Source organism: Mycobacterium sp. IDUB_36, assembly GCF_055419225.1.
Map to the genome: position 1 here is coordinate 422,443 of NZ_JBVAXH010000001.1, position 20,945 is coordinate 443,387.

Consider the following 20,945-nt stretch of genomic DNA (forward strand, 5'->3'; position numbering starts at 1 on the left):
CGTCAGGTGCAGAAGCGCCTCCTGATCACGCGGGCGGCCGCGGCTTGCGCCGTGGTGGTCGCCGCACTGTGGACGCTGTCGCCGCCGGCCGGCGCAACCGTTCCGCCGGGACGGATCGTTTCGCTGATCCCGTCCGACGACGAAGTGAGTCAATTCGTCGGCCTTCCGGTGCGTCACCAGGACGACCCGCTGCCCGTGCTACCACGACCGGCGGACCATCTGGACCAGCGCGACGAGTGCAAATCCTTGGTCTACGCCAACACTGTCGACGTGTGGGGATCGGACTACACGGCCTTCCGCAGCCAAAATTGGATGTATCCACCCGATCCGAACCGGGTGTTCGTGAGCCAGTCGGTCGGCATGTTCGCCAGCACCGGTGCCGCGCGAGATCGCTTCAACTCGATCTACAACGTGAACGTATTCAACACATGCAACCACGCGGACCTGCACGGACCGCCGTTGGAAGCCGGAATCTCGTTTGACGTCTTCGATTTCAAAACCAACGTCGATGTGATGATTTGGACGCTGGCCGCAAGGTATTACGGGCAATACACCGGGTACAACCGAGTTTTTGTCGCATTCCACTTGAACAATGTGATCTCGATATCGAGTATTGGCCAACAGGGCAACCCGTCCCAAGCGGTCAAGCGCCTCACCGATCACATTCTCAGCCGGGTCGGCTGACGCCGGATCAGGTGTCGGGAAACCAGATCAACATCCGGTCGGCGAGCTGACCGGCCGCCGCCGCACCGCCGTCGCCACGCTCGCACACCGAGACGTACACCACCACATTGCTTTTCAGCCGCGCTTCGTACGCGCAGCTCCAATCGGTCGGCTGTCCGCCGTTGAGTTGCGTACGGCGCCACCGTGCACTGGCAGCATCGACGCTGGAAACATCGAAGCGCCACGTGGTTTGAGGATTGTTGTCGCGTGGATTGTTCACCGCGACCGTGTTGCACTCGCTGAGTGACGGCGGGAACGCCGCGACGAAGGCTCGCCGAGCCGTGTCAGCGTCCGGGTACGAACCGGCGCCCTGTCCGACGACGTGGTCGGCGTTGTCCTCGGCGTTCTTCTGCTGCGCACCTTTGTAGGCGGTCCAGTCCTTGCCGTAGTCACGCACAGTGGGGCCGAACAACACCGCGCACGACGACCGGGGGCCCAGGTCGATCGCCGGTGCGGGCTGATTGAACAGCTTCTCGAACCCCAACGGTGACCCGACGATCGGACCGGACACGTCGGGCGGTATCACCAGCGTCCGCAGCCGGTCCGGCGTAACCACCGGTGGCGGAACGGGTTTGGCGACCGCGCTGGTGGACGGCGGACCGCTGGGCGCCAGCGCATCCGAGGTCTGACCTTGGGCGGTGTCGGTCGGCACCGGCACGTGCACGGCCGGCGCTTCGGGAGCGGCTGGCGGATGTGAGCAGCCGACAACCAACATTGCCACGCCGGCGGACGCTCCGACGGCGGCAAGGATGTTCTTCATCGAAAGGGAGCCTCCTGGTCGAGGTGTCGTCACGGGAATCGGTCCGCGACCGTGTTGGTCATCTGCGCCACCAACGGGCCGCCGTTTCCAAACTGGCATTCCACCTCTTGGAACATCACGTTGCCCTTCTGCCGAACCTCGTTCGCGCAGCGCCACGTGGTGTCCTGGCCGTTGCTCAAATTCGAGCTCCTCCAACTCGCGTGATCCCCGGTGACGGCGATCCCGTCAAGACGCCAGGACGCGCCGGCCGAGTCGTTCAGCGTCACCGCGTCGCAGCGGCCGACCATCGCGGGCGCGAAGGCGCGCCGGAACGTGCCGGCCGCCACCATCGGGTTGGGGTAGGTCGCGACGACCTGGGTAGTCGCGAACTGAGGATTGTCAGGATTGTCCCGGTGTATTACCAGCCGAAACGCGGTGAACTCCCCCGTCCACGTGGTGACGTCCGACTGCAGGAACGACCGGCAGTCGTCCCGATCCGGGAGGGTCGAGGATCGTCCGGGCGAAGGATAGACGTCTCCGAACCGACGCATCGGCAGCCCGACAATCGAACTGACGTCGTCGTCGGAGAGCAACAGCGAGTCGATCTTGCCCTGCGGCACCAATGGCCCGGCCGTAGCGAGCGGAGCAGCGATGACGCCTATCGTCGCGAAAATCGCCGCGATGCCGGATGAATACCGCACGCCGAGAAGCCTAGTAAAGGTCTGAGGGTTTCAGTCGCACTAATCGGTGATATACACCGCGGGTGAGCCGACCACGAGCGCTGATCTCGGGTGCCGGCATCGCCGGCCCCGCACTCGCCCACCAACTCGCCGAACGCGGATGGCAGACCACGGTCGTCGAGCGGTTCGCCGAGCGCCGCGACGAGGGCCACAACATCGATGTCCGGGGAGCGGCCCGGGACGTGGTCCGCCGAATGGGCATCGACGAGGACATCCGGGCCGCCAACACCACCGAAGTCGGCATGCGTTTCGTCAGAGCCGACGGGTCGTCGGCCGTGTCGTTCCCGATGGGCGAGCCCGGGACCGACGGCCCGACCGCCGAATTGGAGATCCTGCGCGGAGAGCTCTCGCGCATTCTGATCGAGCACACCCGCCACGACACCGACTATCGATTCGACACCCAGATCCGCAGCCTGACGGATGGCAGCGACCACGTGACCGCGACCCTGCAGGACGGCTCGTCGATCGACGCCGACCTTGTCGTGGTGGCCGAAGGTCTGCGATCGCGCACCCGCGACCTGGTGATGCCGCTGAAGGTCACCGATCTGGGAATGTACGTCGCCTACTTGACGATTGAGCGCGACGACAGCGACGACCGCTGGTGGAACTGGCAGCACGCGCCCGGGTCCCGCGCGATCCATCTGCGGCCGGACAACCTGGGGACCACCCGAGCCATGTTGTCGTTCATGTCGGACGTCAGAGGCCTGGAAGATCTGGGCCGCGACGACCAGATCGCCATTCTGCGCCGCACCTTCGCTGATGCCGGCGGCGCCGCGGCGCGGGTGCTGGCCCAACTCGACGACGCACCCATGTATTTCGATGCCCTCGGCCAAGTTCGCACGTCGCGCTGGAGCATGGGCCGGGTCGCCCTGCTCGGCGACGCCGCGTTCTGTCCGTCGCCGGTCGGCGGCGGTGGCAGCAGCCTGGCCCTGATCGGGGCCTACGTGCTCGCCGGCGAGGTGTCGCGCACCGGCGATCGCGTCGCGGGACTGCAACGCTACGAGCAATTCATGCGCCCCCACGTCGCCGCGGCTCAACACGTCCGGCCGGCGGTGCTGCGACGAGCCAACCCTCGCACCGATGCCGGTATCCGTGCCCTGCACCTCGGCGCCCGGGTGTTCGCCAGCCCGCCCGTACGCGCGGGTATGAGCTTGGCAGGCAAGGTGTTCGGCGGCAGCGCGGTGGAGAAGATCGAGTTGCCGACCTACCCTCTCACTCCGGTTTGATCCAACGCCACTGCATCGACTCCCAGGACCGCGCGTCGGGCAGGGCGTCGTGGACCGCGGAGACCACTCCCGGCCACCAGTCGGCTTCGTAGTCGTCGCCGGACAGCCAGCCGCCGGGTTTCACCTTGGGTGACCACGCCTCGATGTCGGCGATGACGCTGTCGTAGTCGTGCCGGGCGTCGATGTGCACCCAGGCGAACGACTCATCGGCGAACAGGCCGGCAGCCGCGACGGAGTCACTGATGACCAACTGGATGTCGTCGGCCAGTCCGCAGCTGATGATGTTGCGGTGCAACAGCCCGGCGAAGGTCCCACCACCGTGGTCGACGGCGTGCCCGTGCGCGTCGGTGTCGGCGACACCTTCCGGCCCGCTGCCGCGCGCGGTGTCGATGCCGAGGATCGTGTTGTGCAGACCCGCTTCGCGGACCACCTCACCGAGGGAACAGATGCTGCGCCCCAGGTAGCAGCCCACCTCGGCGAACCAACTGCCGTCGGGGAAATGCGCGGCGGCCGCCTCCTGGTGATGGCGCCACTGGAACCAGCCAGGTATGTCGCGCCAGGTCTGCACGGGTTTGTCGAAATCGGTGGCCTTGGTCATCGGGATAGCCTTCCACGGCCGTGCCGGACTTCAAACGCTGCGTAGGGTGGATTTTGTGACGACACAGAGCCCGCTGCGCGCGGTACGGGACGCACTGGGCAACAGCTTGTTCGAAATGGTCGCCGGTCCGGAGGGTCCCTCGGAACGCGATCGCATCCACAACACACCCGGCCCCCGCTGGTTCGCCGACGACCGCCCGATCCGGCGAGTGCACGCCGACGCGTCCATGTTCGTCGGCGGGTTACGGGCGCTGCTGCTGCAGTCGCTGCATCCGCTGGCCATGGCCGGTGTCGCCGAGCACTCCAACTACCGCGAAGACCCGTGGGGGCGCCTGCAGCGCACCAGCACTTTCCTGGCCGAGACGACGTTCGGATCCGCTGACGATGCCCAGACCGCCGTCGATCGAGTCCGCAGAATCCACGAGTGGGTGCACGGGGTAGCCGCCGACGGCAGGCCGTACACGGCCACCGATCCGCACCTGCTGGAGTGGGTGCACATCGCCGAGGCCGACAGCTTCCTGCGGGCACACCAGCTCTACGGCGCCGCCCCGCTGGATCAGGCCGGCCGCGACGGTTACGTCGCCGACATGGCCGAGATCGCGTCCAAACTCGGTGTTGTCGATCCGCCACGGTCGGAACGCGCTCTGGCGCAACGGCTCAACGACTACCGGCCCGAGTTGCGCAGCACCGCCGCTGCCCGCGACGCGGCGCGATTCCTGCTGCTGACGCCGCCGCTGTCGCTGGCGGCGCGGGCCCCCTACGGCGTGCTGACCGCCACCGCGGTGTCCATGCTGCCGCTGTGGGCCCGGATTCCGCTGCTGCTGCCCTACTTTCCGCCCGTCGAGCTCACCGTCGTCCGCGGCTTCGGCCGCGTGCTGGTGGGCGGTATCCGGTGGGCCCTGCCGGCCCCCGACGCCGTCAGCGCCGGCCGGTGACGATGTCGACGAACAACTGGTGGATGCGCCGGTCGGTGGTCACCTCAGGGTGAAACGCCGTCGCCAGCACTGAACCCTGCCGCACCGCGACGGCGTGATCGTCGGCCCGCGCCAGCACCTGCACACCCTCGCCGACCCGCTCCACCCACGGCGCCCGGATGAACACCGCGTGCACCGGCTCCGCCAGGCCGTCGAACACGACGTCGCCTTCGAACGAGTCGACCTGCCGTCCAAAAGCATTGCGCCGCACGGTGATATCGAGAGCCGACAACGGCAGGGCCTCCCGCCCCGCGGTTCCGGCGTCACGAATCTCACTGGCCAGCATGATCATTCCCGCGCACGCGCCGAATGCGGGCAGCCCATCGGCCAGCCGCGAACGCAGCGGTTCCAGCAACTCGAGTTCGCGCAGCAGATGACTGATCGTGGTGGACTCCCCGCCGGGTATCACCAGCCCGTCGACGGCCTCCAACTCCGCACGACGCCGCACACCGATGGCGTCGGCGCCGGCGTCCTGCAGCGCCGCCAGATGCTCGCGGACGTCGCCCTGCAGCGCCAGTACGCCGACGCGTGGAGCACTCACTGTCCGGACGGCCGCTGCTCGCTCGGAACGCGCGTGAGGCCCTCTTGCATGACCGCGGCGACCATCTCGCCGTATTGGTTGAAGATCTTGCCCTGGCACAACGCCCGGCCGCCGCACGCCGACGGCGAGGACTGGTCGTAGAGCAGCCATTCATCGGCGCGGAACACCCGCATGAACCACATGGCGTGGTCCAGCGAGGCCACCTGTAGGTGCTCCCGCTCGTCGAGGTGGGTGACCTGCGCCGAGCCAAGCAGGGTCAGGTCGCTCATGTAGGCCAGCGCGCAGATGTGCAGCACCGGATCGTCGGGCAGCGGATCGCGGTGCCGGAACCAGACCTGTTGCTGGGCGGCCTTGCCCGGCAGCCGATGGACCTGGTCGCGCGGGACGATCCGGATGTCCCATTCCTGGAACTGCTTGAACCCGTCGTCGTCGAAGACCTTCATCGACTTGAGGCCGGGCAGATCGTCGGGCGGCGGTGCCGAGGGCATCACGTCCTGATGGTGGATGCCGTCCTGGTCGGTCTGAAACGACGCCGACATCGAGAAAATCGTCTTGCCGTGCTGGATCGCGTTGACCCGCCGGGTGCAGAACGAACCGCCGTCGCGCAATCGCTCGACGACGAAAACCGTTGGCGCCGAGGAGTCTCCGGGCCGGATGAAGTAGCCGTGCAAGGAGTGCACCAGGAAATGCGGGTCCACCGTGCGGACTGCGGACACCAGCGACTGGCCGGCGACCTGTCCGCCGAAGGTGCGCTGGAAGTTGCCCTGTTCGGGGCTGAACACGCTGCCCCGGTAGATGTCGACCTCGAGTTGCTCGAGATCGAGGATCTTTTCGATCGACACGGACTGTTTTTACCAGCCGCGCTGGGCCAGGCGATGCGGCTCCGGGACCTGCTCGACGTTGATCCCGACCATCGCCTCACCCAGTCCACGGGACACCTTGGCCAGCACATCGGGGTCGTCGAAGAAGGTGGTGGCCTTCACGATCGCCGCGGCGCGCTGAGCCGGGTCGCCGGACTTGAAGATCCCCGAGCCGACGAACACGCCCTCGGCGCCGAGCTGCATCATCATCGCGGCATCGGCCGGGGTGGCGATACCACCCGCGGTGAACAAGGTGACCGGCAGCTTGCCGGCTCGCGCGACCTCGACGACGAGGTCGTAGGGCGCCTGCAATTCCTTTGCCGCAACGAACAATTCGTCTTCGGACAGCGAGCCGAGCCGGCGGATCTCGCCCCCGATGGCACGCATGTGCGTGGTCGCGTTGGACACGTCGCCGGTGCCGGCTTCGCCCTTGGAGCGGATCATCGCCGCGCCCTCGTTGATCCGCCGCAACGCCTCACCGAGGTTGGTCGCGCCGCACACGAACGGCGCGGTGAAGTTCCACTTGTCGATGTGGTGGGTGTAGTCGGCCGGGGTCAGCACCTCGGACTCGTCGATGTAGTCCACCCCGAGGCTCTGCAGGATCTGGGCCTCGACGAAATGGCCGATCCGGGCTTTGGCCATGACCGGAATGGTGACCGCGGCGATGATGCCCTCGATCATGTCGGGGTCACTCATCCGGGACACCCCGCCCTGGGCGCGGATGTCGGCCGGCACCCGTTCCAGCGCCATCACCGCGACGGCCCCGGCGGCCTCGGCGATCCGGGCCTGCTCCGGCGTGACGACGTCCATGATGACGCCGCCCTTGAGCATCTCGGCCATGCCGCGCTTGACCCGCGCGGTCCCGGTCCGCCCGTTCGACGACGCGGCGCTATCCACTGCTGATCTCCTTCACTGGGTGACACCCAATTCTAGGGGTGGATACCAAATCCTATTTTTCCGGCGTCTCAGCGGATCGATTGCAGCTGCCGGGGCCGATCCGGCGCCCCTGCCAGCGTCGCTGCCTCGGTGAGCAGCTCGGAGAGTTGCAGCGGGTACACCGTCTCGCCGGCGTCGGTCAGTTCGGCGATGTCGGCAGGCTCACACCAACGGTGGCCGTGGATGTAGCGATTTTCCAGCTCGGTGCGGCCGGTGGTCGCCGGCTCGAAGCGATGGGTCCGGTGGACGAAGAAGAATTCCTCGCTGTCGATCTCGGCGCCGTTGAAGTCGAACACGGCGTCGCGGCGCCAGATCGGGCCGATCATGGCGGTGGCGTCGACCCGCAGGCCCGTCTCCTCGGCAAGTTCGCGGGCGGCGGCCTGAGCGAGCGATTCGCCGTCGCCGACCTGACCGCCGACGGTGAACCACCAGCGCACCGCCGTACCCTCGGCCGCGGGATCGGACCCGCACAGCAGTAACACCGCGCCGGCCTCGTCGAGGAGCACCACCCGGGCCGAGGTACGCCGGCCGGCGGCGGGATGGTCGGCGTGGCGGAGCGCCTGCGAGCGCTCCGCGATCTCGAAATAGCTTGGCAACTTTGCCGTTCCGGCCAACCGGAACAACCGGACCAGACGCCGCTCGCGAAGCGCGAGGGTGTCACGCACCGCGTCGTTGTGGAACCGGCGGGCCAGCACCACACGGGCTTCGGCGTCGGCCAACTCGGCGATCAGGCCGGCGGGCACGGCCGCCGGATCGATCATCGCCAACGCGGCCGCGAGCTTGTTCTCCCGGCTTTCCCGGGCCCGCCGCCCGGCACTCTCGGCGGCATCGGCACGCGCAACCAACTCCTTGGCCCGGTCGTCGGGATAACCACCGAAGGCGTTGACCGCCACCGCGCGGGCTACCACGGCGCGACGGGCCAGCGCCGCGTCGAGCGCCTGCCAGGACAGGTCATAGCGGACGTGCAGGCGGTCCAGCCGGTGGGCCACCCGAACACCCCACACACCGAACCCGACCAGCACCGTCACCAGCACGACCGCGGCCGCGATCAGCCCCACCGTCCACCACATCAGCTCGCCACCCGGACCTTGGCACCGCTGACCGCGACCGTCTCGTAGACCCGCATGATCTGGTTGGCCACGACCGGCCAGTCGTAGCGGCGTACCGCCTGCGCGCCGACCTCGGCGTAGCGCTTGGCCACCGACTCATCCTCCAGCACCGCGATCAGGCCTTTGGCGAGCGCGGCGCTGTCGTCGACCGCGACCAGGCGGCCCGCCTCGCCGTCGCGCAGGACCTGCCGGAAGGCGTGCAGATCGCTGGCCACCACCGGCGTGCCGGCGGCCATCGCCTCCACCAGCACGATGCCGAAACTCTCCCCGCCCAGGTGCGGGGCGCAGTAGACGTCGGCGCTGCGCATCGCCGAGGCTTTGACGGCGTCGTCCACCAGACCGAGGAACCGCAGATGACCGGCCAGTCTTCCGACCTTCTCGCGCAACTCCTCCTCGTCGCCGCGGCCGACGATCAGCACCTGCAGCCCCGGGAACCGCTCGATCAGGGCGGGCAGCGCATCGATCAGCACCGCCATGCCTTTGCGGGGTTCGTCGTAGCGGCCCAGGAAAAGCACCGTCTTGGCTGGCCGGGGATACCCGTCGAGCAGCGGCGCCGAGGCCATCGCCGCCACGTCGACGCCGTTGGGGATCTCCACCGCGTCCGTTCCCAGCGCCTCCATCTGCCAGCGCCGGGCCAGGTCGGACACCGCGATGCGACCGACGATCTTCTCCTGCATGGGCCGCAGCAGCCCCTGGACCACCGAGAGAGTCAGCGACTTGGTGGTCGAGGTGTGGAAGGTGGCGACGATCGGCCCCTCGGCAATCCGTAGCGCCCACATCGACACGCTGGGCGCGTTGGGTTCATGCACATGCAGCACGTCGAACTCGCCCTCGGTCAGCCAGCGCCGGACTTTGCCGTGCACGGCCGGACTGACCTGCACCCGGGCCACCGAGCCGTTGTAGGGAATCGGGACGGCCCGGCCGGCCGAGACCACGTACTCGGGCAACGACACGTGCGGCGACGCGGGTGCCAGCACGCTGACGTCCTGACCGCGGTCCCGCATCACCTCGGCGAGCTGCAGCACATGCGACTGCACGCCGCCCGGCACGTCGAACGAGTAAGGGCACACCATGCCGATCCGCATCAGCCGTGCCCGTGCTTCCCGGGCTGCTCCCCCTCGGCCGGCGAAACCCCCAATCGGGCCTGGCGTTCTTCGGACAGATCTGCCAACCACTGCGGTTGGAGCATGTGCCAGTCGGCGGGGTGCTCAGCGATGTTCTTCGCGAACATGTCGGCCAGTGCCTGAGTGACGACGCCGACATCGCCGCTGCTGCAATCCAATGCCGGGAAGAAGGTGACGCGGCAGTCGTCGCCGTCGTACCAGGAGTGCACGGGCAGCAATGCGGCGCCGGTAGTGATCGCCAGCTTGGCGGGGCCGGCCGGCATCCGCGTCGGCTCGCCGAAGAAGTCGACCTGGACGCCGGTACGACTGAGATCCCGCTCGGCCATCAGGCACACGAATTTGTTGTCCATCAGCCGCTCGCTGAGTAACGGGAACGGTGGCTGTTCCCCACCCGACGACGGAATCACTTCGAAGCCAAGGCTTTCCCGGTACTCGACGAACCGCCGGTAGAGCGACTCCGGCTTGAGTCGCTCGGCGACGGTGGTGAACCGGCCGTAGGTCTGGGCCAGCCACACCCCCGCCAGGTCCCAGTTGCCGCTGTGCGGCAACGCCGCCACGGCACCGCGCCCGTTGGCCAGCGCCGCGTCCAGATGTTCCTGGCCGATCACACTGTCGGCAAGCCGCAGACCGAGCTCGTGCTGATCCATCGACGGCAACCGAAACGCTTCACGCCAGTAGCGGGCGTACGACGCAAGCGACGCTCGGATCAGGCTGTCGGGCACGTCTTTCGGCGGGACTCCGATGACGCGCGCGAGATTCTTACGGAGCTGCTCCGGCCCCCCGCCGCGAGACGCGTACAGCGCCCCCGCGTCGAACACGTTGCGCGCGGCGAACTCCGGCATCGCGCGCACGGTCAGCCAGCCGGCCGCGTACCCCCAGTCGGTCATTCGACTGCGGACCGAAAGACCGCTGATGCCAGGCAGTTTCAGACCAGACGGGACGATCACGTCTCGGCCTCCCCCGATTTCTCCGGCGGCGGCAGTGACGTCGCCGCGCCGGTCGAACGCCGCACGGTATGCAGCCGCTGAGCACAGGTGACCATGCTGGCTGCGGCCAGCACCCACATGGCGATCGGCAACGCCCACGGCAGCGGGACGATCGGGAAGTCGGACAGTCCCGCCCCGACCAGCACGATGATCAAGCGTTCCGGTCGCTCGATGAGGCCACCATCGCCGCGCAGCCCGCTGGCTTCGGCGCGGGCCTTGATGTAGGAGATCACCTGGGAGGTCACCAGACAGATCAAGGTCGCCACCACCAACGGCCGGCTGTCGAGGCCGAACGCCGCCCACCAGGCCAGCCCGCAGAACACCGCGCCGTCGCTGATGCGATCGCAGGTGGCATCCAGCACCGCACCAAAACGCGTGCCGCCGCCGCTTTCCCGCGCCATCGCGCCGTCGACCATGTCGAACATCACGAAAAACCAGATCACCACGGTTCCGGCGAACAGCCGGCCGGTCGGGAACAACGTCAACGCGGCGAGTACCGCGGCCGCGGTGGCGAAGATCGTCACGCCGTCCGCGGTGAACCCCGCGCGCAGTAATGCCCGTGCCACCGGTGTGGTGACCCGCGCGACTCCCTCGCGGGACAGGAGCTTACTCAACGGCGCCGCTCCTCCCGCCCCACCGGGATCGCGCTGCGCTGGTTCGCCGCCGGCGCGCTCATGAGTGCCTGGCCCACTCGGCGGCGAGTAGTTGGCGGGTGTCGCGAAGCAGCTGCGGAATCACTTTGGAGTCGCCGATGATCGTGATGAAGTTGGCGTCGCCACCCCACCGGGGCACCACGTGTACGTGCAGGTGCTCGGCCAGCGAGCCGCCCGCCGAGTGGCCCAGATTGACGCCGACGTTGAATCCGTGTGGGCGCGAGACGTTTTTGATGACGCGAATCGCCTTCTGGATGAACGCCATCAGCTCGCTGCTTTCCGGCTCGGTCAGATCCTCGAGTTCGGAGAGTCGGCGGTACGGCACGACCATCAGGTGGCCGGGGTTGTACGGATAGAGATTCAGCACGGCGTAGACCAGCTCACCACGGGCCACCACCAAACCGTCCTCGTCGGACAGCTGCGGTATGTCGGTGAAGGGCTGTTCCTTGTTGCCGTTGTCCTGCTTCAGTGGCCCCTCGGCCAGGTAACTCATGCGGTAGGGCGTCCACAACCGTTGCAGGTGGTCGGATTCCCCGGCGCCACGGTCGACCAGGGCCGTCGGCTCCTCATGCCCGCGTTCGTCGCCGGAGTCGACGATCGCGTCATCCTCAGCCACGATCGCCGGCTTTCACCAAATCGGCAGTGGGAACGTCGTTTTCACGTCCGTCGATCCACTGCTTGATGACGGCCACCGCTTCGTCGCGGGGCACACCGTTGATCTGAGTGCGATCACCGAACCGGAAACTGACCGCACCGGCCTCGACGTCGCGGTCGCCGGCCAGCAACATGAACGGCACCTTCTGGTTGGTGTGGTTGACGATCTTCTTCGCCATCCGGTCGTCACTGGCATCCACCTCGACCCGGACACCATGCGACTTCAGTTGTGCTGCAACATCTTTCAGATACGACACGTGGCCGTCAGCGACGGGAATACCGACCACCTGAACCGGCGCCAGCCAGGCCGGGAACGCCCCGGCGTAGTGCTCGGTGAGGATTCCGAAGAACCGCTCGATCGACCCGAACAGTGCCCGGTGAATCAGCACCGGGCGTTGCCGCGACCCGTCGGCGGCGGTGTATTCCAGCTCGAACCGGTCGGGCATGTTGAAGTCGACCTGCAACGTCGACATCTGCCAGCTGCGGCCCAACGCGTCTTTGACCTGCACGGAGATCTTCGGGCCGTAGAAGGCGGCGCCACCCGGGTCGGGCACCAGCTGCAGGCCGGACGCTTCGCCGACCTCACGCAGGATTTCGGTCGCCTCTTCCCACACCTCATCGGAGCCGACGTACTTGTCCGGGTCCTTGGTGGACAGCTCCAGGTAGTAGTCGTTGAGCCCGTAGTCGGCCAGCAGGTCGAGCACGAATCGCAGCACCGAGGTCAGCTCGTCGCGCATCTGCTCGCGGGTGCAGTAGATGTGGGCGTCGTCCTGGGTCATGCCACGCACCCGGGTCAGGCCGTGGATGACCCCGGACTTCTCGTAGCGGTAGACGCTGCCGAATTCGAAGAGTCGCAACGGGAGCTCACGATACGACCGTCCCCGCGACCGATAGATCAGATGATGCATCGGACAGTTCATCGGTTTGAGGTAGTAATCCTGACCGGGTTTGCGCACGGTGCCGTCTTCGTTGAATTCGGCATCGAGATGCATCGGCGGGTACATGCCGTCGGCGTACCACTCGAGGTGACCCGAGGTGACGTACAACTGCTCTTTGGTGATGTGCGGAGTGTTGACGAACTCGTAGCCGGCCTGCTCGTGCTTGCGCCGGGAGTACTCCTCCAGCTCGCGACGGATGATGCCGCCCTTGGGGTGGAAAACCGCGAGGCCCGAACCGATTTCGTCGGGGAAGCTGAAAAGGTCGAGCTCGACACCCAGCTTGCGGTGGTCGCGCTTCTGGGCCTCTTCCAGTAGCTCGAGGTGGCGGTCCAGCGCCTCCTGCGATTCCCACGCGGTCCCGTAGATGCGTTGCAGGCTGGCATTGTTCTGGTCGCCGCGCCAGTAGGCGGCCGAGCTGCGGGTGAGCTTGAACGCCGGAATGTGTCTGGTGGTCGGAATGTGCGGGCCACGGCACAGGTCGCCCCAAACCCGTTCGCGGGTACGCGGATTCAAGTTGTCGTAAGCGGTCAGCTCGTCACCGCCGACCTCCATCACGTCGGGGTCACCCGATTTGTCGTCGACGAGTTCGAGTTTGAGCGGTTCACCGGCCAGCTCGCTACGGGCCTGATCCTTGGACTCGTACACCCGCCGGTCGAAAAGCTGGCCCTCCTTGACGATCTGGCGCATCCGCTTTTCCAGCTTGCCCAGATCCTCGGGCGTGAACGGCTCCTCGACGTCGAAGTCGTAGTAGAAGCCGTCGGTGATCGGCGGTCCGATGCCGAGCTTGGCGTGCGGGAACAAATCCTGGACGGCCTGGGCCAAGACGTGGGCGGCGGAATGCCGGATCACGCTGCGTCCGTCGTCGGTGTCGGCAGCGACCGGTACGACGTCGGCGTCGGCGTCGGGAATCCAGCTCAGGTCGCGCAGTTTGCCGTCGGCGTCGCGAACCACCACGATCGCGTCGGCGGCACCGCGACCCGGGAGCCCGGCCTCGCGTACCGCGGCGGCCGCGGTCGTCCCGGCCGCCACCCGGATCGAGGCTGCTGGCGCGGTGTGAGCGAGGGCGGTCATCGACGCGGTCTCCGTGACTTTCTGGGCTTCCAACGGACCCGCTCATGCTATCGGGGCGACGATCACCCGAGGGTTGCAGCCTTAGGGCTGGCCCGGTTTGAGCTGAACGAACAAGGCTTCGGCATCGGTCAGCACGGTGTCGCCGTCCAGAAGCCGGCCGGAGACGAAGATCTTGCGCCCCTCCCTGCGCTCGACGCCTGCCTCGATCTGCAGCTTCTTCTCGATCGGAACGATCTGGCGGTAATTGATGTGCAGATAGGCGGTGCGTTGCCGGGTTCCGCCGGTGAGTACCGACGACGTCAGCCCCAACACGGTGTCGAACAGCATGCCGATCGAGCCCCCGTGCACGGCCCCGTTGCGGCCCAGATGAAATCGGGCGAACCGCGCCCACCCTTCGATGCGGCCGTCGTCGGTCTTGTGCGCTGACATCGGGATGGTCAGGATGTTGCCGCGCACCGGCAGGTCCATCCGTCGGCCCGACGGCGACTGCCACTCATCGGTGTCAAACGGGGTGAGCAGGCCTGACAGCTGGTCCAGCAGGTCGGCGGCCTCGGTGATCACCTCGTCCGGCGCGTCGACCGCCCGGGCGTGATCCTGCAACGCGCGGACACCGTCGATGAACCGGCCGTAGTCCGGACCGCCCTTGGCACTGGGATCGGGTGGATTGAACCCACCGCCGGGATGCCACGCGTCTCTGGATGCCACCCGAACACCGTATTGCCCGGCAGCGGCACCCGTTATCCGGCGTCCTGCTTGCCGAGCTCGCTCAACTTCTCGAACTCGTCGTCACTGAGCTCGATCTCGGCGGCGGCGACGTTCTCCTCGAGGTGCTCCACACTCGACGTTCCGGGAATCGGCAGCACCACCGGCGAGCGCTTCAGCAGCCAGGCCAGCGCCAGCTGTGAGGGCTTCGCCTGGCCGTGCTCGGCGCCGAGCTTGGCCAGCGGACCGTCCGGCGCGGCGAGCGGCCCGGCGGCCAGCGGGAACCATGGGATGAACCCGATGCCCTGCTTGGTCGCCTCGTCGAGGAGTTCCTCGGATTTGCGGGTGTTCAGGTTGTACAGGTTCTGCACCGACACGATCGGGGCGATCACCTGAGCGGCGGCCAGCTGGTCGACGCTGACCTCCGACAGCCCGATGTGGCGGATCTTGCCCTCGGTCTGCAGCTTGCTCAGCTCACCGATCTGCTCCTCCAGCGGGAACTTGTCGTCGATGCGGTGCAGCTGGAACAGGTCGATGGTGTCGACGCCGAGGCGGCGCAGGCTCAGCTCCACTTCCTGACGCAGGTAGGCCGGGAAGCCCAACGGAACCCACACGTCCGGCCCGGTCCGCAGCAGTCCGGCTTTGGTGGCGATGACCAGCCCGTCGTAAGGATGCAGCGCTTCCCGGATGATCTCCTCGGCGACGTACGGGCCGTAGGAGTTTGCGGTGTCGATGAAGTTGACGCCGAGTTCGGCCGCGCGCCGCAAGACCCGTACCGCTTCGTCACGGTCATCGGGCGGGCCCCACACCCCCTTGCCGGTCAGGCGCATGGCGCCATAGCCGAGACGGTTGATCGTGAGATCGCCGCCGAGAGTGAAGGTTCCGGATGCGTGGGCGGGGGCTTCGGTAGTCACCTCGCCGACCGTACGCCAGCCCGCAAAAACCGGCCACGCGCCCGTGGCAAGCTGGGCCGGTGGATTTGCACACGATCGCTCAGTTGCCGTACTCCTACCCGGAAGTCGGCGCGACCGCCGGGCCCTTTCCGCCGGGCTACAAGCACATCGGCTACTCGGCCCACATCGGCATGGGGCAGCTCCGCTTCGAAGAGGCGGCCGACGCGGTGATGCATTGGGGAATGCAGCGTGGCTCCGGGCTCAAAGTTCAGCCGAGCAGTGAGCTCATCACCGCCGGCACGGTAGTCGTGGTGAAGATCGGTTTTCTCAAGGCTCCGTGCCGGGTCGTGTACGTCGTGGACGAGCCGCACCGGCGTGGCTTCGCCTATGGCACGTTGCCGGGGCATCCCGAGATCGGCGAGGAGTTGTTCCTGGTGCGCCACGACCCCGTCACCTCAGCAGTGTTCGCCGAAGTCTCGGCCTTCTCCCGGCCAGGAACGTGGTGGAGCCGGGCCGGCGGACCGTTCACCTCGCTGATGCAGCGCGTGATGAACAAGCGCTACGTGCGGGCCGTCTGACCCCACCCCGCGAGCAAGGTCTGCGCGCCGGTGCAGAGCCGGTCGATGACCTCCCCCACCGGAGCCGCGTCGGTGACCATTCCGACCCCCTGACCGGCATCCACCGCGGCGATTCGGCGATCGTCGGCGGCAATCGCATCGACGAGTTCGGCCTCCGCGGCGGCATCCACGGCCAGGGCGTCCTCGCGACCGGTCCAGCGCGCGACGAAGTCGTTGCGCAGCACCCGCGAGGGAAACCGCTCCGCCCACGGCAGGTGCCGGACGACGTCGTAGACCCGGGTGCTGGCGGTGTCCGTCTCCTTGGCCGCCAGCAGAGCTCGGCGTCCGGCATCGGTGATCAGCGCCTCGGCCGAAGCCGACAGGCAGGTGCCCAGCCAGGCTCCACTGGCCCCGGCGGCAAGGACTGCGGCGAGGCTGCGCGCCGACGCGATTCCGCCGGCGGCCAAGACCGGTACCGACACGGCGTCCAGCACCGCGTCGAGCAGCGGAAGCGTGCCGATCGACGCGTCCCCGTGGCCACCGCCCTCGCAGCCACGCGCCACCACCACGTCGATGCCGGCGCCCTGCGCTCGACGAGCCTCCTCGCTGTTGTAAACCTGTGTCGCAGCGGCAATTCCGGCATCGTGGACCCGGTCGACCCAGGCGAGATCGGTGCCGAAGCTGACCGAGATCAATATCGGCCGGGCGGCCAGCGCGGCGTCGAACAGTCCGGCCTCTTTGCGCATCACCCAGTCCACCAGTCCGATCCCGAATCTGCCGCTCACATGCGGCAATTCGGCATGCAACGACGCTGTCGACCCGGCGGTGCCCATGCCGACCATGCCCAGGCCGCCGGCCGCGCTCACCCCGGCGGCCAACCGCCCCCCGGCGACACCGCCCATCGGGGCGTTGACGATGGGGACTCGAAGACCCATCGCGTTGGACCATGGCGTCGACAGTGAACTGGGATTCGTCATCTCAGCGACATAGTAGGAGAACCCCGCCGGCAATCAAGGCCGTTGATTTGACGAGTTCGAGGCCGATGTAGGCCAGATGCCCATGCGAACGCGGTGCGTCGAGACCGGCCAGCACCTGTTCGGAACGACGGGTCAGCCAGGGTCGCACCAGAGCGATCTGCACGATCAGCACGGCGACCGCGACCACCAGTGCGGCGGTGACACTGACCGGCGGCCGGCCGACGGCGATGGCCACCACGATGATGACCGCGAAGGCGACTTCGACGGCGTTGAGCGCTCGGAACACCAGCCGGCCGATGCCCAGCCCGATCTGCAGGGTGACGTGCGGTGCCTGGAATTTCAGCGGCGCCTCCAGAAACGAGATCGCCACCACCATGCCCAACCAGACGAAGGCGACCGCTTCCGCGAGTCTCATGTCAGCGAATCATGGTGGTGCTCAGCATCGTCCACACCGCGGGCGGCCCGGAAGGCCGCAGCGTGCGCTGAGGGCGCCTATTCGGTAACTGCACGAGTTCCTCACCGGTCATGTTCCGCGCCGACGCTACCGTGTCGAATACTGGGCGAGGGTCCTCGAACCCGCATCTGCCGCGGATTCACGCGCGCCGCCGTTCAGGCCGGTTGCCACCGCGCGATGAAGAACCGTCGTGCATTCTTTAGCCATGACGGTGGACGCCCTCCTGCAGTCGGTCCCCCCGCTGGCGGTTTACGGCATGGTCGGCGCCGTGGTCGGGGTGGAGAGTCTCGGTATCCCCCTCCCCGGGGAAATCGTTCTGGTCAGCGCCGCATTGCTGTCGTCGCGGCACGAATTGGCGGTCAATCCCATCGGGGTGGGCGCCGCAGCGGTGATCGGCGCCGTGGTGGGTGATTCCATCGGCTACGCGATCGGCCGCCGCCTGGGTCTGCCGCTGTTCGACCGGTTGGGACGCCGTTTCCCGCGTCATTTCGGTCCCGGGCATGTGTTGTACGCCGAAAGCCTGTTTGACCGGTGGGGATCCCGCGCGGTGTTCTTCGGACGGTTCATCGCGCTGCTGCGTATTTTCGCCGGTCCGCTGGCCGGCGCTCTGAAGATGCGCTACCCCCGGTTCCTGCTCGCAAACGTGTCCGGCGCGCTGTGCTGGGCGGGCGGCACCACCGCGCTGGTGTACTACGCGGGCATGGCCGCCGAACGCTGGCTGTCGCGGTTTTCCTGGATCGCGTTGCTCGTCGCCGTGGTTGGTGGTGTGATCGCCGCAATAGTGCTGCGCGACCGCACATCTCGCGCGATAGCAGATCTTGAAGCCAAAAACTCCGACAAATCCGATCCCGCCTCCGCGTAACCGCGATCGACGGAAACACTCACGGCCGCCACGTTTTTCAACCCCGCCGACGAGGGCCCTAGCAAAGACCGTCCATTTTTTGCCGAAATCAGCCAAAAATCTGTCGAGTTTATCGGCGCCGGACTTTCGAAGTTTGCTATCACCGGGCCGCCTGGCGCGCGCGGCTTCGACGGTGCGCCGAGAGCCTCGGCACTGCTCGGCGTCGAGACCGTGAAATGTGGTGTCACCAGGCCCTTTTGGGGCTTCAACGCCGTCGCGCCAGTTCCGATCGGTGACGCTGATTTCGACGTTTTCGGCTCCCGATTTTTCGGCGAAATGTTCGCTAAATAGTTCGGTGAGGTGAATATCCACATTCAATTCTTAGGCGGAATCGGATGGACATGACCGATGCGTTTCTGTTATAAACGTTATATCTACTAACTGACGTCGGTCTTAAGCTTCCTAGGGCGGGCATCCATTATCTTGGCGCTGAGCGCCGATGGATCAGGAGCGCCATGAGCACTTTTGCTATAGCCGACCCATCTTTTCATCCGCTGATCCTGAGCGGCCGTCTGATTTCAGAACTGGCTCAGGCGCGCAGCACACTGCGCGCGACCACCGAGCGCTACGGCTCGGCCGTGATCGTGAGCGCCGGCGGCGAATTGGATGCGTCCAACGACAGCACCTGGCGCCGCCTGTTGGGCGAAGCCGCCGCAGCGGCGACTTCTCCCGGTCCGCTCGTGATCGACACCAGCGGCCTGGACTTCATGGGCTGCTGTGCTTATGCAGCCCTTGCGGAGGAGGCTGAGCGCGCACGTGAGCGCGGTGTCGAGATGCATCTGGTGAGCAATCAGCCGGTCGTCGCACGGATTGTGCGGGCATGCGGTCTGAGCGACCTGCTGACGGTGGACCACAGCGTGGACTCCGCGCTGTCCTCGTACGTGCTCGCAGGCTGACCGCAGAGATCTGAGGCCCTACCGGGCGATCAGCGTCACTGATTGGTTTCCGGCCACACCTCGCTCGGCGGGAACAGCCCCTGGTTGCGCGGCGGCCAGTCCTTCACCCGCGCCTTTTCTGCCGCTCGGGCCTTGGCCTCTGCCTTCTTTCGCGCCTCGAAGGTGTCTGGGTCTTCGTCTTCCTCGTCATCGGGGTTGTCGTCGACCTCGAATACGACCTCGTACCAACGCTTGTTGGGCTGTACACGCGTCTCGATGTCGCCGGTCGGGGTTGCACGCTTGACTTGGACGTTCTCCAGGCCGGGGTCGCGTCGGGAGATGAACAACTCCAGCGCCTCCGCCAACGCGATGCCACTGAGAGTGATGTCGGCGAGCGCTCTGCCTTGGTAGGTAGCCACGCCGGACATCTTGCAACGGAATGGCGAAGGACGCATTCTTTTCCGGCGCGTGGCGCGGCCCCGCCGGCCACGACTCGCCCGACCGACCTCCGGGCATGGGTCGCAGAGGCGACGAAGGCAGGAGGCCAGTCGGGGCGAGGCCTGACTCAGCTCAGTACAGCGGAATCCAAATGCCGAAGTACCAGAATCCCCATCCACCGAAGATCGGGTTGAAGACCGGTATGGCGTTATAGCCGCCGTAGTTGAAGCGGCCGAAATCGCGCTGGGCCAAACCGATGTCGCGTGCCGGCCCATTCCAGCGAGGGTTCCATCCTCCAGGAGGAGGCGGTCCGTTCCACCCCCCGGGAGGCGGGGGGCCGTCCCAGTTCAGCGGCGGAGCCCCCGGTGGAGGCCCACCGTTCCATCCGAATCCGTTTTGCCGCGGTGGTGGCGGTGCGCCGCGATTAGGGGCGCTGAAGCCGTGCGGCGCGTCACGCGGGCCACCCCACTCGGGACCGCCGCGGTCGTAGAAACCGCGCTGGACGTACGGCGGACCCGCCGGGCCGCCCGGACCGTTGTTCGGTCCACCGGGTCCACCCGGTCCGCGTCCAAATCCGCCCGGACCACCGGGGCCGTTGTTCGGTCCACCGGGACCGTTCGGGCCGCCAGGACCATTCGGGCCGCCAGGACCGCCACGACCACCCGGGCCGTTGTTCGGTCCACCGGGGCCGTTGTTGGGGCCACCGGGCCCACCCGGGCCGTTGTTCGGCCCACCAGGTCCACCCGGGCCGTTGTTCGGTCCGCCAGGCCCACCCGGGCCGCCGGGCCCGTTCTGCCCACCGGGACCGCCAGGTCCGTTCTGGCCGCCGGGACCGCCGGGCCCACCCGGTCCACGTCCTCCGTTGGGACCACCGGGTCCGTTCTGTCCGCCGGGACCGCCGGGTCCGTTCTGTCCACCCGGACCGCCGGGCCCACCCGGGCCGGCACCTCCCGGGCCACCGGGACCACGTGAGCCACCTGGACCGCCCGGTCCCCCGGGACCACCTCCGCCCGGGCCACCGGGGCCACCCCCGCCGGGCCCACCAGGGCCGCGCGAGCCGCCGCCGCCACCACCGCCGCCCCCGCCCGGTCCAGGACCGGGGCCGGGCCCAGGGCCGCCAGGCCCACCCGGACCGCCGGGGGGATCCTGCGCGATGGGACCGCAATGAATGCAGGCCGGATCAGTCTTGAGGGGCGCGGCGCCGGCGAGGCCGACACCGATCGTCAGTTCCGAGAAGCCGAGGGCTGCCGCGAAGGCCACTCCCGCCATTCGCTTCA

Annotated in this window: 24 protein-coding genes; 6 read left to right on the forward strand and 18 right to left on the reverse strand. The window is 67.4% G+C overall.

The annotated features are described in order from the left end of the window. Positions 1–6 precede the first annotated feature (6 nt). Entirely contained in the window at positions 7–684 is a 678-nt protein-coding gene (locus ACZYW1_RS01900) for a sensor domain-containing protein (RefSeq protein ID WP_463782801.1), read from the forward strand. Between the two features lie 7 nt (positions 685–691). Here ACZYW1_RS01900 and ACZYW1_RS01905 read toward each other — a convergent pair whose 3' ends face one another. Together ACZYW1_RS01905 and ACZYW1_RS01910 are read right to left on the reverse strand one after the other, a co-directional pair. After that, on the reverse strand, positions 692–1,483 hold the full coding sequence (locus ACZYW1_RS01905; protein WP_463782803.1) for a sensor domain-containing protein: 792 nt from the start codon (positions 1,481–1,483) through the stop codon (positions 692–694). A 29-nt stretch (positions 1,484–1,512) separates the two neighbouring features. Beyond that, on the reverse strand, positions 1,513–2,163 hold the full coding sequence (locus tag ACZYW1_RS01910; protein ID WP_463782804.1) for a sensor domain-containing protein: 651 nt from the start codon (positions 2,161–2,163) through the stop codon (positions 1,513–1,515). A gap of 62 nt (positions 2,164–2,225) precedes the next feature. Between ACZYW1_RS01910 and ACZYW1_RS01915 the strand changes: the two genes are divergently transcribed. Further along, the gene (locus ACZYW1_RS01915) at positions 2,226–3,428 is read left to right on the forward strand and encodes an FAD-dependent monooxygenase (protein WP_463782808.1); all 1,203 of its coding nucleotides are present in this window, start codon (positions 2,226–2,228) and stop codon (positions 3,426–3,428) included. Here ACZYW1_RS01915 and ACZYW1_RS01920 read toward each other — a convergent pair. After that, positions 3,415–4,026: a class I SAM-dependent methyltransferase gene (locus ACZYW1_RS01920; protein WP_463782811.1), complete on the reverse strand. Its 612-nt coding sequence runs from the start codon at positions 4,024–4,026 to the stop codon at positions 3,415–3,417. The two genes, ACZYW1_RS01915 and ACZYW1_RS01920, sit on opposite strands and share 14 nt — an antisense overlap. Before the next feature lie 115 nt (positions 4,027–4,141). On the opposite strand from ACZYW1_RS01920, the gene ACZYW1_RS01925 reads away from it, so the two are divergent. Continuing rightward, positions 4,142–4,960 (forward strand): oxygenase MpaB family protein, encoded by an 819-nt coding sequence (locus tag ACZYW1_RS01925; RefSeq protein WP_463787642.1) that lies wholly within the window; start codon positions 4,142–4,144, stop codon positions 4,958–4,960. Here the strand turns inward: ACZYW1_RS01925 and pdxT are convergent. The 11 genes from pdxT to ACZYW1_RS01980 all read right to left on the reverse strand — a co-directional run bounded on the left by pdxT (position 4,944) and on the right by ACZYW1_RS01980 (position 15,487). Then, on the reverse strand, positions 4,944–5,540 hold the full coding sequence (gene pdxT, locus ACZYW1_RS01930; RefSeq protein WP_463782814.1) for a pyridoxal 5'-phosphate synthase glutaminase subunit PdxT: 597 nt from the start codon (positions 5,538–5,540) through the stop codon (positions 4,944–4,946). The genes ACZYW1_RS01925 and pdxT overlap by 17 nt on opposite strands. Continuing rightward, a complete protein-coding gene (gene tesB / locus ACZYW1_RS01935) occupies positions 5,537–6,382 on the reverse strand; it encodes an acyl-CoA thioesterase II (RefSeq protein WP_293004372.1) in 846 nt (281 codons plus the stop codon). Before tesB ends, pdxT begins: the two co-directional genes overlap by 4 nt. 9 nt (positions 6,383–6,391) lie before the next feature. Then, the gene (gene pdxS, locus ACZYW1_RS01940; protein WP_463782817.1) at positions 6,392–7,297 is read right to left on the reverse strand and encodes a pyridoxal 5'-phosphate synthase lyase subunit PdxS; all 906 of its coding nucleotides are present in this window, start codon (positions 7,295–7,297) and stop codon (positions 6,392–6,394) included. Positions 7,298–7,365: 68 nt separating this feature from the next. Then, entirely contained in the window at positions 7,366–8,406 is a 1,041-nt protein-coding gene (locus ACZYW1_RS01945) for an NUDIX hydrolase (RefSeq protein WP_463782818.1), read from the reverse strand. After that, positions 8,406–9,530 (reverse strand): glycosyltransferase family 4 protein, encoded by a 1,125-nt coding sequence (locus tag ACZYW1_RS01950; protein ID WP_463782820.1) that lies wholly within the window; start codon positions 9,528–9,530, stop codon positions 8,406–8,408. The genes ACZYW1_RS01945 and ACZYW1_RS01950 overlap by 1 nt, the downstream gene beginning before the upstream one ends. Continuing rightward, positions 9,530–10,498 (reverse strand): phosphatidylinositol mannoside acyltransferase, encoded by a 969-nt coding sequence (locus ACZYW1_RS01955; RefSeq protein ID WP_463787643.1) that lies wholly within the window; start codon positions 10,496–10,498, stop codon positions 9,530–9,532. Before ACZYW1_RS01955 ends, ACZYW1_RS01950 begins: the two co-directional genes overlap by 1 nt. Before the next feature lie 14 nt (positions 10,499–10,512). Continuing rightward, positions 10,513–11,169 (reverse strand): phosphatidylinositol phosphate synthase, encoded by a 657-nt coding sequence (gene pgsA, locus ACZYW1_RS01960; RefSeq protein WP_463782821.1) that lies wholly within the window; start codon positions 11,167–11,169, stop codon positions 10,513–10,515. 58 nt (positions 11,170–11,227) lie between these two features. Next, positions 11,228–11,806 carry an ATP adenylyltransferase gene (locus tag ACZYW1_RS01965; RefSeq protein ID WP_463787644.1) on the reverse strand — a complete coding sequence of 193 codons (579 nt, stop codon included), beginning with the start codon at positions 11,804–11,806 and terminating at the stop codon, positions 11,228–11,230. Positions 11,807–11,816: 10 nt separating this feature from the next. Then, the gene (gene thrS, locus ACZYW1_RS01970) at positions 11,817–13,871 is read right to left on the reverse strand and encodes a threonine--tRNA ligase (RefSeq protein ID WP_463782823.1); all 2,055 of its coding nucleotides are present in this window, start codon (positions 13,869–13,871) and stop codon (positions 11,817–11,819) included. A gap of 81 nt (positions 13,872–13,952) precedes the next feature. Then, the gene (locus tag ACZYW1_RS01975) at positions 13,953–14,576 is read right to left on the reverse strand and encodes a PaaI family thioesterase (RefSeq protein ID WP_463782824.1); all 624 of its coding nucleotides are present in this window, start codon (positions 14,574–14,576) and stop codon (positions 13,953–13,955) included. 32 nt (positions 14,577–14,608) lie between these two features. Then, complete coding sequence (locus tag ACZYW1_RS01980; RefSeq protein WP_463782826.1) at positions 14,609–15,487, reverse strand: aldo/keto reductase; 879 nt, start codon at positions 15,485–15,487, stop codon at positions 14,609–14,611. 59 nt (positions 15,488–15,546) lie between these two features. Here ACZYW1_RS01980 and ACZYW1_RS01985 point away from each other — a divergent pair, with 59 nt between their 5' ends. Further along, complete coding sequence (locus ACZYW1_RS01985; protein ID WP_463782827.1) at positions 15,547–16,044, forward strand: DUF1990 domain-containing protein; 498 nt, start codon at positions 15,547–15,549, stop codon at positions 16,042–16,044. On the opposite strand, the gene ACZYW1_RS01990 is transcribed toward ACZYW1_RS01985, so the two are convergent. After that, complete coding sequence (locus ACZYW1_RS01990; protein ID WP_463782828.1) at positions 16,026–17,000, reverse strand: NAD(P)H-dependent flavin oxidoreductase; 975 nt, start codon at positions 16,998–17,000, stop codon at positions 16,026–16,028. The two genes, ACZYW1_RS01985 and ACZYW1_RS01990, sit on opposite strands and share 19 nt — an antisense overlap. A gap of 1 nt (position 17,001) precedes the next feature. Next, positions 17,002–17,415, reverse strand: a complete 414-nt coding sequence (locus ACZYW1_RS01995; protein ID WP_463782830.1) for a hypothetical protein — start codon at positions 17,413–17,415, stop codon at positions 17,002–17,004. A gap of 244 nt (positions 17,416–17,659) precedes the next feature. Here ACZYW1_RS01995 and ACZYW1_RS02000 point away from each other — a divergent pair, with 244 nt between their 5' ends. Together ACZYW1_RS02000 and ACZYW1_RS02005 are read left to right on the forward strand one after the other, a co-directional pair. Beyond that, on the forward strand, positions 17,660–18,316 hold the full coding sequence (locus tag ACZYW1_RS02000; RefSeq protein ID WP_463782831.1) for a DedA family protein: 657 nt from the start codon (positions 17,660–17,662) through the stop codon (positions 18,314–18,316). A 494-nt stretch (positions 18,317–18,810) separates the two neighbouring features. After that, positions 18,811–19,251, forward strand: coding sequence for an anti-sigma factor antagonist (locus ACZYW1_RS02005; RefSeq protein WP_463782833.1), 441 nt, complete (start codon positions 18,811–18,813; stop codon positions 19,249–19,251). Positions 19,252–19,286: 35 nt separating this feature from the next. On the opposite strand, the gene ACZYW1_RS02010 is transcribed toward ACZYW1_RS02005, so the two are convergent. Continuing rightward, positions 19,287–19,649, reverse strand: coding sequence for a hypothetical protein (locus tag ACZYW1_RS02010; protein ID WP_293004387.1), 363 nt, complete (start codon positions 19,647–19,649; stop codon positions 19,287–19,289). A 151-nt stretch (positions 19,650–19,800) separates the two neighbouring features. Next, entirely contained in the window at positions 19,801–20,937 is a 1,137-nt protein-coding gene (locus ACZYW1_RS02015) for an MAP_0585 family protein (protein ID WP_463782836.1), read from the reverse strand. Positions 20,938–20,945 lie beyond the last annotated feature (8 nt).

Coding starts and splice junctions, on each gene's coding strand:
- ACZYW1_RS02000 (WP_463782831.1), top strand. CDS start 17,660: ATGACGGTGGACGCCCTCCTGCAGTCGGTCCCCCCGCTGGCGGTTTAC.
- ACZYW1_RS01905 (WP_463782803.1), bottom strand. CDS start 1,483: ATGAAGAACATCCTTGCCGCCGTCGGAGCGTCCGCCGGCGTGGCAATG.
- ACZYW1_RS01945 (WP_463782818.1), bottom strand. CDS start 8,406: ATGTGGTGGACGGTGGGGCTGATCGCGGCCGCGGTCGTGCTGGTGACG.
- ACZYW1_RS01950 (WP_463782820.1), bottom strand. CDS start 9,530: ATGCGGATCGGCATGGTGTGCCCTTACTCGTTCGACGTGCCGGGCGGC.
- ACZYW1_RS01995 (WP_463782830.1), bottom strand. CDS start 17,415: ATGAGACTCGCGGAAGCGGTCGCCTTCGTCTGGTTGGGCATGGTGGTG.
- ACZYW1_RS01990 (WP_463782828.1), bottom strand. CDS start 17,000: ATGACGAATCCCAGTTCACTGTCGACGCCATGGTCCAACGCGATGGGT.
- thrS (WP_463782823.1), bottom strand. CDS start 13,871: ATGACCGCCCTCGCTCACACCGCGCCAGCAGCCTCGATCCGGGTGGCG.
- ACZYW1_RS01920 (WP_463782811.1), bottom strand. CDS start 4,026: ATGACCAAGGCCACCGATTTCGACAAACCCGTGCAGACCTGGCGCGAC.
- ACZYW1_RS02005 (WP_463782833.1), top strand. CDS start 18,811: ATGAGCACTTTTGCTATAGCCGACCCATCTTTTCATCCGCTGATCCTG.
- ACZYW1_RS01925 (WP_463787642.1), top strand. CDS start 4,142: ATGGTCGCCGGTCCGGAGGGTCCCTCGGAACGCGATCGCATCCACAAC.
- ACZYW1_RS02015 (WP_463782836.1), bottom strand. CDS start 20,937: ATGGCGGGAGTGGCCTTCGCGGCAGCCCTCGGCTTCTCGGAACTGACG.